Below are 12031 nucleotides of genomic sequence, written 5' to 3' on the forward strand. Positions count from 1 at the left end.
GGGCAGTCACAAAGAACAAAAGCAAGAATAGCACCACGAATGAAAACCCTTACAACGACGCAAGAGTTGGCCGAGTTCTGCACGGCAGCTGCGGATCATGACTATGTCACTGTGGACACCGAGTTTCTGCGGGAACGCACCTACTATTCCAAACTCTGTCTGCTGCAACTTGCGGTTCCTTCCTCGGACGAGGGCAGTGCTGTTCTTGTTGATCCCTTGTCGGACGGACTGTCGTTGGACCCGTTGTACGAGCTTTTTGCCAACGAAAGTGTTGTCAAAGTCTTCCATGCGGCTCGGCAGGATCTTGAGATTTTCTGGGTAGAGGCTGGCGTGTTCCCCAAGCCGTTGTTTGACACGCAAGTGGCGGCGATGGTTTGCGGTTTTGGTGAACAGGTCGGATATGAAACGCTGGTGCGCAAGATCTGCAAACAAGGTTTGGACAAGACCTCCCGCTTCACCGACTGGTCCCGGCGGCCCTTGTCCGAAGCGCAAAAAACCTATGCTCTGGCTGATGTAACGCACCTGCGGCAAATCTATGAACATTTGGCCGCTGAGTTGGAGAAATCCCAGCGTAGCCATTGGGTCGCCGAAGAGTTGCGGACGCTGACCCTGCCTGACACATACGATATTCGCCCAGAAGACGCCTGGAAGCGGGTAAAGACGCGGACGAATTCCGCCAAGTTTCTGGCTGTCGTGCGCGAACTGGCCCGGTTCCGCGAGGCTTATGCGCAGGAAAACAATGTACCGCGCAGCCGTGTGTTCAAGGATGATGCACTGATCGAACTTGCATCTACCAAGCCGAAATCGCCGTCGGACCTGGGTGGCTCTCGGTTGTTGCTGCGTGAAGCCCGCAAAGGGGCTATTGCCGAAGGGATTTTGAACGCTGTCAAAGAAGGGGTCAGTTGCCCGCCCGAACAAATGCCGCGCGTGGACAACAGCCGAGACAAGCTTAAGGTCAATCCCGCGCTGGCGGATCTTTTGCGCGTGTTGCTGAAGTCGAAAACCGAAAGCGCGGGCGTTGCGGCAAAGCTGATCGCAACCAGTTCCGAGTTGGATCAGATTGCTGCGGGCGAGCGTGACGTTCCCGCCATGTCAGGCTGGCGGTTCGAGGTGTTCGGCGAGGACGCCCTCAAACTGTGTGAAGGTAAGATCGCTTTGGCTGCCAAGGGGCAAACGGTGAAGGTCGTCACGCTCTAGCGGCAGTTACCGGCGCCGGGATTCCAACGCGTTCTGCTGACCGACGACCCGAACCAGTCGGGTATTATTCAGATCATCAAGGCTGACATTAACCGCATCGGACACCGCTCGTGACCGTTCTGTCCCCTGATTGGTGGCATAGCTGGGGTAGCTGACCCGGAACGTGAACTCCAAAACCCCGTTCTTTTGGTTCTCTGCGTTTTCAACCCGGACAAGTTGGGCCCCATAAGCGCCTTGGCGCGCAGCGGTACCCCTTACATAAATGATGGCACCCGAGGGCGTGGGGTTAATCCGCAGCTCATCAACCTTGGCGATCGGCACGCTGTTGTCCACGGGATCAGGTCTTGAAAACAGGCCGGACCCTTCGCGTTCTGGCGGCACCAGTACGTCGGGGTCATAGGCCGCCTCGGCGGGTGGCGGGGTCGACGTGCTGGACCCGAACCAGTTGGACGGGTTGGCCCGCGAGTCGCTCCAACTGTTGCAGGCAGACAGGGTCAGTGCGGCGACCATAAGGAGTGACAGTGATTTTTGCATAGACCCAGCTCAGAGCATTAAATTCCGCAATGGGTTATCGTAATTTGCAGGCTTTGAAAACCCATGGCAGGGCTGGACAGATGCGGGTGCGCGGCATAGTTCTCCTGTATGGTCGCAACAAAAGGATCGCCGCAAGATGGCAACGCCAGCCTTTGAAGAAATCGTTGAGGATTTCGAGTTTTTGGAGGACTGGGAAGACCGGTACCGCCACGTCATTGAACAGGGCAAAGCAATGGAGCCGTTGGACGATGCGCTCAAGGTACCTGCGACCAAGGTGAACGGCTGTGCCAGCCAGGTGTGGCTGCAACCCATTATTGAAGGCGGTGTGTTTCGCTTTGATGGCGACAGCGATGCGTTGATCGTGCGGGGCCTGATCGCTGTGCTGCGGTCGCTTTATAACGGCTTGCCGGTTGCAGATGTGCCAAAGGTCGATGCGGGCGGAGAATTGGCGCGGCTGGGCCTGAATGATCACCTGTCCGCCCAGCGTTCAAATGGCCTGCGGGCGATGATCCAGCGCATTCGGGAAGTGGCTCAGGAAAACGCCTGATCTCGTTAGTTATTGGGCCTGCGAGTGGCCCAATCGGAAAGCGTGGTTTCAAGATCGCCGTACCCGGTAAAGCGGCGCTCGAACGCCAGCCCCATCCGGTCGGCGCAGTCGCGGGCGCGTTCTGTCAGATCCGGATCGTCCGTTTGCGCCTGATAGACCAGTTTCGTGTAATTCCCGAAATACATGTCCCTGAGTTCGGGGTGACGATCCAAGCCCAGCGGTTTCCAGACAAAGGCATCGAATTGGCGGGCCAGAAAGTCCGTCAGATAAAACGCTGTGGTCTCGTCTTCGCCGCGCGCGTCGAAGGCCTGATTGCCTTCAAAAAACGAATAGCAGTGCGGGCCCTGAACCATCTCAATTCCCATGTCAGCACAGGCTTTTTGGAGCAGCCCCCCGGTGCCGCAATCGGCATAGACAACAAAGATCTGGTCATATTCGTCGCGATGCTTGGCGACGGCCTCTTCAACAGCTTGCGTGATCCGTTCCGGGTGAACATGCAATATCGCAGGCAGGCAGGTCAGCGACATGTGATCCCATCCGTTGCGATTTTTTAGGTCAAGAATTTCACGCGCCAGCGCGCCACAGGCCAGCAACAGAATACTGCCCGAGCGCCCGGTTTCACTATAGCCTTGAGACGTCAGGCTTTCGTCATCTGGAGGGCTGTTGCGTTGCATGGCTTTGTTCCGACTACGATTGCGACATCAAAGGCCGAAACCGGGGTGAAGACAAGCCTGCTTACGACATCCCGCGCTAGGCGACCGACGCTTGCGTTTCGAAGTGCTGCAGCGACGGACGGGCAGGGGGACCGTATGCGGTAATTCCTTGATCTGCCAGTGTCGGGAACAGGTTCAGAATCTCGGTCCGTGTCGCGTCGGTCAAACTATTCCAGGCTTGGATGCCCGGATGAAAGCTTTCGGTCAAACACCCCTCGGCCCAGACCAGTTCGTGTTGATCAAACATCAGGTGATAGTAGGTAATAAGGCCGCCTGCTTGCATCACGATGTCATTGCCGTTCACCAATTGGGTTGCGGGCGCCAGCGCCTCGGAAAATCCGGTGTTCAATTCAACCTGCCAGGTGTCGATCAGCATTCTGTGCTGTTGGGACACCAGCAAATCCCTGCTGTTTCCAAATGCTCCGGCCTTGAAAAGAACGGGCGCGAATGCACCGGTGGCGCGAACGGTTCGGCGACCGACCCAGCGCAACGTCTGCAATCCGTGATCCAGTGTTTTAATCCTGTCGCCGATCCGAAGGTCTTCAACCGCGACGGCCCCGCTTTCTGTTTCAATCAGCGTGCCAGTGGTAAAGCACGTGGCAATGTCCCATTCCTGACGGTCCGAGTTCAGACCGCTGGCTGTATCGGTGTTAATACTGTCGAAGGTTACGGAGCGGATGCCCTGATCCTCAAGCGCGGCCTGATCTGCGTTGGCCGAAAACTCCGGCACCAGATAGGTATTTCCAGCATCATCCTGCGCCACCACGGCAGTTATGTTCGCCGTGGTTCCGTCGACATAGGTAATGGTAGCGTTATACGCGACCGCCGCGTCGAATTGGGCTGTGTTGCCATCAATCGAGAAAGAGTCGGTGTCGACATTCGCGTCGTTTTCATAGGTGCCGCCGGGATTTCCCACCGGGCTCCAGACAGCGGCTTCTTCGAGCAGGGGGTCGCCTGGGCCACCAAAGGTCTGACCCACAAGTGCGCCTGCGTTTTCGGCAGTGTTGTTACCCTCGGTCGGGTCGATGATCGGAAGCGTTCCGAGGAAAAGCACATTGAATGTCGTAGGCATAAACTACCTCGCAAATACTGGTCACTTATCGAGCTTAAATCGCAATGCTCGGCATCACGAAATCAAACTCTAAAATAATGAAGCTTTTTTCAAGACGTCCAACAAAAAGACCGCCCAGATTGGGCGGCCTTCGTTCAAATCTGTGTCACTATTGTCAACCGGCAAGCTGATTGTGCTTGCGAGAAACGAAGTCCTTGGCCATTTCCACGGCCACAGCCGCATCGCGGCAGTAGCCATCGGCCCCAATTGCTTTGCCGAACTCTTCGTTCAGCGGTGCGCCGCCCACCAGTACAATATACTCTTCGCGGAGGCCTTGTTCGACCATAGTGTCGATCACAACCTTCATGTAGGGCATGGTCGTGGTCAGCAGGGCGGACATGCCCAGAATGTCGGGTTTCTCGGTTTCCAGCGCTTCGAGGTAGTTTTCGACCGGGTTGTTGATGCCGATATCCACAACATCGAAACCAGCGCCTTCCATCATCATCGAAACAAGGTTCTTGCCGATGTCATGGATGTCGCCTTTCACGGTGCCGATCACCATCTTACCAACGCGCGGTGCACCGGTTTCGGCCAGCAGCGGTTTCAGGATGGCCATCCCGCCCTTCATGGCATTTGCGGCCAGCAGAACCTCTGGCACGAACAGGATGCCGTCGCGGAAGTCATGGCCAACAATGGTCATGCCACCGACCAGGGCCTTGGTCAGGATGTCATAGGGCGTCCATCCGCGTTCCAGCAGGATGTTCACACCTTCTTCGATTTCTTCTTTCAGGCCGTCATAAAGATCGTCGAACATCTGTTCGACCAGTTCGTCGTCATTTAGTTCGGACAGGACGATGTCTTCTTCATCGGACATGGGGCGTTTCCCTGAGCTGTTCGGGCATTGCGCCCGTGGTGGCATTTTTTCCGTTTTGGCCATTTCGTCGCAGTTCGACTGTGACGATTGCGACCTTGGCGGTTCCGGGACCGACCTATACGGCAAATTATTGATCAACTCGACGTCATTTTCTGCATGAACATCCTGCATTTCGTTCAGAAAAGGCTGCGGTACGCGGGTCTTTGTCAGGATGCTCAATTCCCAACGAAACTTCCGAAATGCTTGCCGCAGACGCAGAACGGGCGTATTCATTGATAAGAACAAAAGGGAAACATTATGGTTTCGCACAACATCAAAGCCCGGGGGTCTCTGTCAAATTCCGCAGGGCGGTTTGAGAGGTATGAGACCGAATCTTTTGACGATGGGTGGGATGCGGAGGACGATCTTCCTGTTCTTCGGACCGAGGTCCGCCAAGAGGTTGCGCGCAGCGCGATAACCTATAACCGATCGCCCGACTTGCCTTTTGACCGTTCCATTAATCCCTATCGGGGATGTGAGCATGGGTGTGTCTATTGCTTTGCGCGTCCCAGCCACGCTTATTTGGGCCTATCGCCGGGATTGGATTTTGAAACCCGTTTGGTTGCGCGTCCCAACGCAGCCGGAATACTCAGAAAAGAACTGTCAGCGCGTGGTTACAAGGTCGCGCCAATTGCGTTGGGGACAAACACCGATCCATATCAACCTATTGAGCGTGACCTTTCAATCACCAGATCTTGTCTGACAGTTCTACAGGAGTTTCGACATCCCATTGGAATTGTGACCAAGGGCACTTTGATTGAGCGGGACTTGGACATTCTGTCGGAAATGGCGCAGGACGGATTGGTGAGGGTCGGGATTTCATTGACCACCTTGGACGCTGACCTGTCTCGCAGGATGGAGCCGCGCTCGCCATCACCCCAGCGTCGCCTGTCCGTTATTCGCAGGTTGACTGGGGCAGGGGTGCCGGTGCGCGTCATGACGTCGCCCTTGATCCCGGGGCTAACAGATCACGAGTTGGAAGCCCTGTTGGAAGCCGGGCGAGATGCAGGTGCAGACGCCGCAAGCTGGATCATGCTGAGGTTGCCGCGCGAAGTATCGGGCTTGTGGCAGGACTGGTTGAAGCAACACGAACCGGCCCGCGCCGGAAAGATCATGTCAAAACTCCGCGAGATGCACGGTGGGCGGGATTATGATCCGCGTTGGGGACGCCGGATGCGCGGAGAGGGTGAATACGCAGGGGTGATCGCCAAAAGGTTTGCCTTGGCCGTCAAACGGCTGGGTCTTGCGACGCGAACGCCTTCCTTGCGATGTGACTTGTTTTCCAAACCCGCGCAGGCCGGAGATCAACTTTGCCTGTTCTGAATCAAAAACCGCCCCGGCGTTCTGACCCGGGGCGGTTTGTTTTAGTCTGGCAAATCAGCGATTTTCGATATCCACGTAGTCGCGGTTGGTTTCACCCAAATACAACTGACGCGGACGGCCGATCTTGTTCTGCGGATCTGCGATCATCTCTTTCCACTGGCTGACCCAGCCAACGGTGCGCGACAAGGCAAAGATCAGGGTGAACATCGACGTTGGAAAGCCCATCGCCTCGAGGATGATGCCCGAATAGAAGTCGACGTTCGGGAACAGTTTCTTCTCGGCGAAATACGGATCTTCCAGAGCCTGTTTTTCCAGCGCTTTGGCGACCTGTAGCTTCGGGTTGTCCTCGATACCCAGCAGGTCCAGCACTTCGTCCGCCGACTGCTTCATCACTTTGGCACGGGGGTCGAAGTTCTTGTAAACCCGGTGCCCAAAGCCCATCAAACGGAACGGGTCGTTCTTATCCTTTGCGCGGGCGATAAACTCGGGAATACGATCAACGCTGCCGATCTCTTCCAGCATTTCCAGACATGCCTGGTTTGCGCCACCATGTGCCGGACCCCACAAACATGCGATGCCAGCCGCGATACAGGCGAACGGGTTCGCACCCGAGGACGAGGCCAGACGCACGGTCGAGGTTGAGGCGTTCTGTTCGTGATCCGCGTGCAGGGTGAAAATCCGGTCCATAGCGCGGCTGAGGATCGGGTTGACCTCATATTCTTCTGCCGGAACGCTGAAACACATGCGCAGGAAGTTCGACGCATAATCCAGATCGTTGCGTGGATACACGAAGGGCTGACCGGTGTGGTACTTGAACGCCCACGCCGCAATCGTCGGCATCTTGGCGATCAGTCGGTGCGAGGCGACCTCGCGCTGATGCGGGTCCGAGATATCGGTCGAGTCGTGATAAAAGGCCGACATCGCACCAACCACGCCAACCATGATTGCCATCGGATGCGCGTCACGGCGGAAGCCACGATAGAAATACTGCATCTGCTCGTGCAGCATGGTGTGGCGAGTGATCGTGGTCTCAAACTTTTCAAGAACGGGTGCTGTCGGCAGCTCTCCGTACAGCAGCAGGTAGCACACCTCGAGGAAGTGAGATTTGCCAGCCAACTGGTCGATCGGATAGCCGCGGTGCAGCAGTTCACCCTTTTCACCGTCAATATAGGTGATGGTGCTGTCACAGCTGGCGGTTGAGGTGAAACCGGGGTCATACGTGAACACACCCGCCTGTCCATAAAGCTTGCGGATGTCGATCACATCAGGACCGGCGGTCGGCGAATGAACCGGCAACTCGTACGTTTCACCATGGACTGTCAGAGTGGCTGATTTATTGCTGTCGGTCATAGTGTCCCTTCCTCATTCATGCGCAAGTCGGATCGCTGTCCGAACTTACGGGCAACGGATGCGCGCAGACGCGCAGTCCGGGTGTTAGCGGAGCAGCGTTACCCAAATGTGAAGCTTTGGTTTAACTTGCTGCATCAGAAAGCCGTGCAAGGGTTTCTTCTCGCCCCAACACAAGCATCATGTCAAAGACCGAAGGTGTCACCGCCCGACCCGCCAAGGCCGCCCGCAAGGGTCCAGCCAGCTTGCCGAACTTCAGCCCATTCGCTTCCGCAAAGGAATTCAGGGCATCCTCCAGTTCGTTTCGCGACCAGCTAACATTTTGCAACTGCGGCGTCAATTCATTCAGTATACCATCGGATACAGAGTTAAGGGCTTTTTGGGCTTTCTCATCTGGCTGAATGGGGCGGGATGCCAATACAAACTGCGCTTTTTCAAGGAGTTCAGGAAAGGTTCGGGCCCGATCCTTGAGGCAATACATCGCACGTTGTAGATCACTGGATTGTGTGTCGCTGAGAGCAGGCAATCCGGCCGCGGCAAGATAGGCTTCGATCTCTTGCCGCAATGCAGCATCATCTGCAACGGCTATGTGTTGGCCGCACAGGTTCTCTAGCTTTTTCAAATCGAAACGGGCCGGGCTTTTGCCGATTCCGTCAAGATCAAACCATTCTTTGGCCTGTTCGTCGGTAAAGAACTCATCGTCCCCATGGCTCCAACCCAGCCGCGCGAGGTAGTTGCGCATCCCGGCAGCGGGGTAACCTATGGCCTGATATTCCTGCGCACCCAATGCGCCGTGGCGTTTGGACAGCTTCTTGCCGTCAGGTCCGTGGATTAGGGGGATGTGGGCCCAGACCGGTACGTCCCATCCCATCGCCTCGTAAATCATCATCTGGCGCGCGGCGTTGTTCAGGTGGTCGTCGCCCCGGATCACATGGGTGACGCCCATATCGTGATCGTCCACCACCACGGCCAACATATAGACCGGCGTCCCGTCCGAGCGCAGCAGGATCATGTCGTCCAACTGATCGTTACGGATGGTTACATCCCCCTGCACCTGATCGCGGATCACGGTTGCACCGTCTTGCGGGGCCTTGATGCGGATCACAAAGGGCGCGTCCGGGTGGGTCGCAGGATCTGCATCGCGCCAAGGGCTGCGGAACAAGGTGGACTTGCCCTCTGCGCGGGCCTGTTCACGAAACGCGGCAATCTCATCCTGGGTTGAGAAGCACTTGTAAGCCTTGCCCTCGGCCAGCAATTGACGAGCAACCTCGGCGTGGCGGTCGGCACCTTCGAATTGACTGATCACGTCGCCATCATGATCCAGCCCCAGCCATGCCATGCCTTGCAAGATTGCCGCTGTCGCTTCGGGGGTTGAGCGTTCGCGGTCGGTGTCTTCGATCCGTAGCAGAAACTTACCACCACGTCCGCGGGCATAAAGCCAGTTGAACAGCGCAGTACGCGCGCCGCCGATGTGCAAGAAGCCGGTGGGTGAAGGGGCGAAACGAGTGACGACCTGATCGGACATTGTGTGGATTAACCTTTTGGTAACCGTGTCGGGCATAGTTTGGCGCCTGTCTAACGAGCCGGAGGGACGGGGGCAACCATGCGTGTTCTGGCACGTGTCGAGGCGTCATTGCTGCACCAGACGGGTCATTTGTTCCAGTGGTCTCCGGTATGTCTTGCCATTGGCATTGCGCTGTATTTCTCGCTCAGGCTTGAACCGGGATGGCACGTTTATGGGGCTCTATTGGGCGTCATCGCTGTGGGCGCGTGGGCTGTCAGACACTGGCGTTCGGTCTGGGTGTCCTTGGCGATTGGCGGTATGCTTGTTGCGGCAGGGTTTGTTCTGGCAGGTGCGCGGGCGCACTCTGTAGCGGAACCGGTTCTTGGATGGCGGTACTATGGTCCGATCGAAGGGCGCGTGGTTGCAATTGATCGTTCCGCCTCTGACGCGCTGCGGGTGACACTTGATCACGTGCGGCTGAATGATGTGCCAGAGGCTCTGCGCCCCCAGCGCGTACGCCTGTCTCTGCACGGCACGGATGTATCAATGTCGCCGGGGCAAAGGATCATGACCACAGGTCACCTATCGCCTCCGCAAGGCCCGGTTGAGCCGGGGGGCTTCGATTTTCGCCGTCACGCGTGGTTTCAGGGGCTCGGGGCTGTTGGGTATACCCGGGTTCCTGTTCTGACGGCTTCCGCTGCTGACGAAACTGGACTGCGTATTACCGCATGGCGCATGGCGATATCCAACCATGTTCGAACGAAACTACCGGGTGAGGTCGGAGGGTTCGCGGCCGCTGTGACTACCGGCGACCGCAGCGGTATGGGGCAAGAAACGCTGACAACCCTGCGCGCGTCCAACCTTGCCCATCTTCTTGCGATTTCTGGCCTGCACATGGGGCTGTTGACGGGATTTGTATTTGTTACCTGCCGGATCGCGCTGTCGGCGTTGCCCGTGATTGCCCTCAGGTGGCCGGTCCGTAAATCGGCGGCGCTGTGCGCATTGCTTGCGGCTGTCATCTATCTGATGCTGTCTGGCGGAAATGTCGCCACCGAACGCGCCTTCATCATGGCAAGTGTCATGCTGGTCGCCGTTCTTATCGACCGCCGCGCGATTTCCCTGCGAGCTGTTGCGGTTGCGGCCCTTATTGTCCTGTGTTTGCGGCCGGAAACTCTGCTGAGTCCGGGATTCCAGATGTCATTCGCCGCAACAACGGCGTTGGTCGCGGTGTTTGGTGAATTGCGCGACTATGGCCCTTTGCCGGGCCCAAAATGGTTTAAACCTGTAATTGGCTTACTTTTGTCGTCTGCCATTGCCGGGATTGCAACTGCCCCTATTGGCGCCGCGCATTTCAACAGTTTGTCGCATTATGGGTTGTTGGCCAACATATTGTCTGTTCCCGTGATGGGAACCGTAGTGGTTCCGTCGGCGGTGGTCGCCGCGTTGCTCGCCCCGTTTGGGCTTGAGGGGGTGGCGTTGGGTGTAATGGGCCTTGGGCTTGAATGGATTCTGACAGTATCGGACTGGGTGTCCGGATTGGATGGCGCGCAAAGTCACGTGGTCAGCCCGCCGTTTTATGTGTTGCCGATGTTCGCACTGGGCGCATTGTGGCTAGCGCTATGGCTTGGGTCCGCGCGGTGGATCGGCGGAGTGGTGATCCTAGCCGCGTTCCTTCTTTGGGGGCAGGGTGATCGCCCCGAAGTCCTGGTCGCGGAATCCGGAGGTCTTGTTGGCGTCATGACGGACAAGGGCAGGGCGGTGAGCAAAAGGAAAGGCAGCGGTTTTGTCGCTACGGTCTGGTTAGAGAATGACGGGGATGGTGTGGATCAGATTCAATCGGCAGATCGCTGGCCTCAGGGTTCAGACTTGGTTCAACGCCATTTGTGGCGTGGCAAAGAGCTGATCCATATCACCGGCAAACGCGCCGCGCGCGCGTTTGACGAATGTGCCGAGCATCAGATCATCATATCCGCTGTTTCCATGGACCTGCCGGGCAACTGCCAGATATTTGACCCTCAGCGCCTTTCGAAAACCGGGAGCCTTGCGCTCCACGGCAACACGTTCAGAACCAGCAGAGATGAAATTGGCAACCGACTGTGGTCCCCGATTGAGGACAAGGACCACAAGTTCGATCAGTAGCTGCGGATCAAACCAACCAGCCGGCCTTGGACCTTGACTTTTTCTTCGGGCAGGACGCGGGTTTCATAGGCGGGGTTGGCGGCCTCCAGTGCGATAGCGTGACCACGGCGGAAGAACCGCTTCAAAGTCGCCTCTTGATCTTCAACAAGGGCCACAACGATATCACCGTTATCCGCGACAGAGGTTTCTTTGATCACAACGACGTCACCATCATTGATGCCCGCGTCGATCATCGAATCGCCACGCACCTCCAGCGCATAATGTTCGCCTTTGCCGGACACCATGCTGCCGGGGACAGCAACGCGATGCGACACATGGCTGATCGCTTCGATCGGCACACCGGCGGCGATACGGCCCATTACCGGCAGTTCCATGGCGTCGACCGTCACCGGTTCAAAGTTCGCTGGTCTCGGGCCTTGAGGTTTGTCGCCCTCAATCACGCGGGGTTTGAAAGCAACCGTTGGCTCACCGCCAAGACTTTCCGGTAGCTTGACGATTTCAATCGCACGAGCGCGATGCGCCAATCGACGAATAAACCCGCGTTCTTCAAGCGCGGTAATCAGTCGATGGATGCCTGACTTGGATCTGAGGTCCAATGCGGCCTTCATCTCGTCAAAACTGGGGGGAACACCATCCGCTTGCACGCGTTTGTGGATGAATTCCAACAAATCCAACTGCTTCTTGGTCAGCATTGCTCACACCTCGTCGGTCATGCGTTTTATTTTGTTCTACGCATGTTCACGTTTTGTGTCAATGGATTTGC

11 protein-coding genes are annotated in these 12031 nt (G+C 56.9%); 4 read left to right on the plus strand and 7 right to left on the minus strand.

Annotation, left to right across the window (positions count from 1 at the left end; translation table 11 throughout):
• The first annotated feature begins 39 nt into the window (after nt 1–39).
• Entirely contained in the window at nt 40–1197 is a 1158-nt protein-coding gene (gene rnd / locus RUESEDTHA_RS11870) for a ribonuclease D (protein ID WP_180887066.1), read from the plus strand.
• A gap of 6 nt (nt 1198–1203) precedes the next feature.
• Here the strand turns inward: rnd and RUESEDTHA_RS11875 are convergent, their stop codons facing one another.
• Nucleotides 1204–1731: a hypothetical protein gene (locus RUESEDTHA_RS11875; RefSeq protein ID WP_180887067.1), complete on the minus strand. Its 528-nt coding sequence runs from the start codon at nt 1729–1731 to the stop codon at nt 1204–1206.
• A 136-nt stretch (nt 1732–1867) separates the two neighbouring features.
• On the opposite strand from RUESEDTHA_RS11875, the gene RUESEDTHA_RS11880 reads away from it, so the two are divergent.
• Nucleotides 1868–2278 carry a SufE family protein gene (locus RUESEDTHA_RS11880; RefSeq protein ID WP_180887068.1) on the plus strand — a complete coding sequence of 137 codons (411 nt, stop codon included), beginning with the start codon at nt 1868–1870 and terminating at the stop codon, nt 2276–2278.
• Nucleotides 2279–2283: 5 nt separating this feature from the next.
• On the opposite strand, the gene RUESEDTHA_RS11885 is transcribed toward RUESEDTHA_RS11880, so the two are convergent.
• The 3 genes from RUESEDTHA_RS11885 to RUESEDTHA_RS11895 form a co-directional block, all read right to left on the minus strand.
• Nucleotides 2284–2952, minus strand: coding sequence for a DUF1638 domain-containing protein (locus RUESEDTHA_RS11885; protein WP_180887069.1), 669 nt, complete (start codon nt 2950–2952; stop codon nt 2284–2286).
• Nucleotides 2953–3028: 76 nt separating this feature from the next.
• Nucleotides 3029–4063 (minus strand): Hint domain-containing protein, encoded by a 1035-nt coding sequence (locus RUESEDTHA_RS11890; RefSeq protein ID WP_180887070.1) that lies wholly within the window; start codon nt 4061–4063, stop codon nt 3029–3031.
• Between the two features lie 154 nt (nt 4064–4217).
• Nucleotides 4218–4916: a B12-binding domain-containing protein gene (locus tag RUESEDTHA_RS11895; RefSeq protein ID WP_180887071.1), complete on the minus strand. Its 699-nt coding sequence runs from the start codon at nt 4914–4916 to the stop codon at nt 4218–4220.
• Nucleotides 4917–5213: 297 nt separating this feature from the next.
• Between RUESEDTHA_RS11895 and RUESEDTHA_RS11900 the strand changes: the two genes are divergently transcribed.
• Nucleotides 5214–6278 carry a PA0069 family radical SAM protein gene (locus tag RUESEDTHA_RS11900; RefSeq protein ID WP_180887072.1) on the plus strand — a complete coding sequence of 355 codons (1065 nt, stop codon included), beginning with the start codon at nt 5214–5216 and terminating at the stop codon, nt 6276–6278.
• Nucleotides 6279–6332: 54 nt separating this feature from the next.
• Here the strand turns inward: RUESEDTHA_RS11900 and gltA are convergent, their stop codons facing one another.
• Together gltA and gltX are read right to left on the minus strand one after the other, a co-directional pair.
• On the minus strand, nt 6333–7628 hold the full coding sequence (gene gltA / locus RUESEDTHA_RS11905; RefSeq protein WP_180887073.1) for a citrate synthase: 1296 nt from the start codon (nt 7626–7628) through the stop codon (nt 6333–6335).
• Nucleotides 7629–7749: 121 nt separating this feature from the next.
• Nucleotides 7750–9150: a glutamate--tRNA ligase gene (gene gltX, locus RUESEDTHA_RS11910; RefSeq protein ID WP_180887304.1), complete on the minus strand. Its 1401-nt coding sequence runs from the start codon at nt 9148–9150 to the stop codon at nt 7750–7752.
• 78 nt (nt 9151–9228) lie between these two features.
• Between gltX and RUESEDTHA_RS11915 the strand changes: the two genes are divergently transcribed.
• The gene (locus tag RUESEDTHA_RS11915) at nt 9229–11268 is read left to right on the plus strand and encodes a ComEC/Rec2 family competence protein (RefSeq protein WP_180887074.1); all 2040 of its coding nucleotides are present in this window, start codon (nt 9229–9231) and stop codon (nt 11266–11268) included.
• Here the strand turns inward: RUESEDTHA_RS11915 and lexA are convergent.
• Nucleotides 11262–11960, minus strand: a complete 699-nt coding sequence (lexA, locus tag RUESEDTHA_RS11920) for a transcriptional repressor LexA (RefSeq protein WP_180887075.1) — start codon at nt 11958–11960, stop codon at nt 11262–11264. The genes RUESEDTHA_RS11915 and lexA overlap by 7 nt on opposite strands.
• Nucleotides 11961–12031: the final 71 nt, after the last annotated feature.

This window comes from Ruegeria sp. THAF57 (assembly GCF_903914075.1).
Classification (GTDB): domain Bacteria; phylum Pseudomonadota; class Alphaproteobacteria; order Rhodobacterales; family Rhodobacteraceae; genus Ruegeria.

Coding starts and splice junctions, on each gene's coding strand:
- rnd (WP_180887066.1), top strand. CDS start 40: ATGAAAACCCTTACAACGACGCAAGAGTTGGCCGAGTTCTGCACGGCA.
- RUESEDTHA_RS11875 (WP_180887067.1), bottom strand. CDS start 1,731: ATGCAAAAATCACTGTCACTCCTTATGGTCGCCGCACTGACCCTGTCT.
- RUESEDTHA_RS11880 (WP_180887068.1), top strand. CDS start 1,868: ATGGCAACGCCAGCCTTTGAAGAAATCGTTGAGGATTTCGAGTTTTTG.
- RUESEDTHA_RS11885 (WP_180887069.1), bottom strand. CDS start 2,952: ATGCAACGCAACAGCCCTCCAGATGACGAAAGCCTGACGTCTCAAGGC.
- RUESEDTHA_RS11890 (WP_180887070.1), bottom strand. CDS start 4,063: ATGCCTACGACATTCAATGTGCTTTTCCTCGGAACGCTTCCGATCATC.
- RUESEDTHA_RS11895 (WP_180887071.1), bottom strand. CDS start 4,916: ATGTCCGATGAAGAAGACATCGTCCTGTCCGAACTAAATGACGACGAA.
- RUESEDTHA_RS11900 (WP_180887072.1), top strand. CDS start 5,214: ATGGTTTCGCACAACATCAAAGCCCGGGGGTCTCTGTCAAATTCCGCA.
- gltA (WP_180887073.1), bottom strand. CDS start 7,628: ATGACCGACAGCAATAAATCAGCCACTCTGACAGTCCATGGTGAAACG.
- gltX (WP_180887304.1), bottom strand. CDS start 9,150: ATGTCCGATCAGGTCGTCACTCGTTTCGCCCCTTCACCCACCGGCTTC.
- RUESEDTHA_RS11915 (WP_180887074.1), top strand. CDS start 9,229: ATGCGTGTTCTGGCACGTGTCGAGGCGTCATTGCTGCACCAGACGGGT.
- lexA (WP_180887075.1), bottom strand. CDS start 11,960: ATGCTGACCAAGAAGCAGTTGGATTTGTTGGAATTCATCCACAAACGC.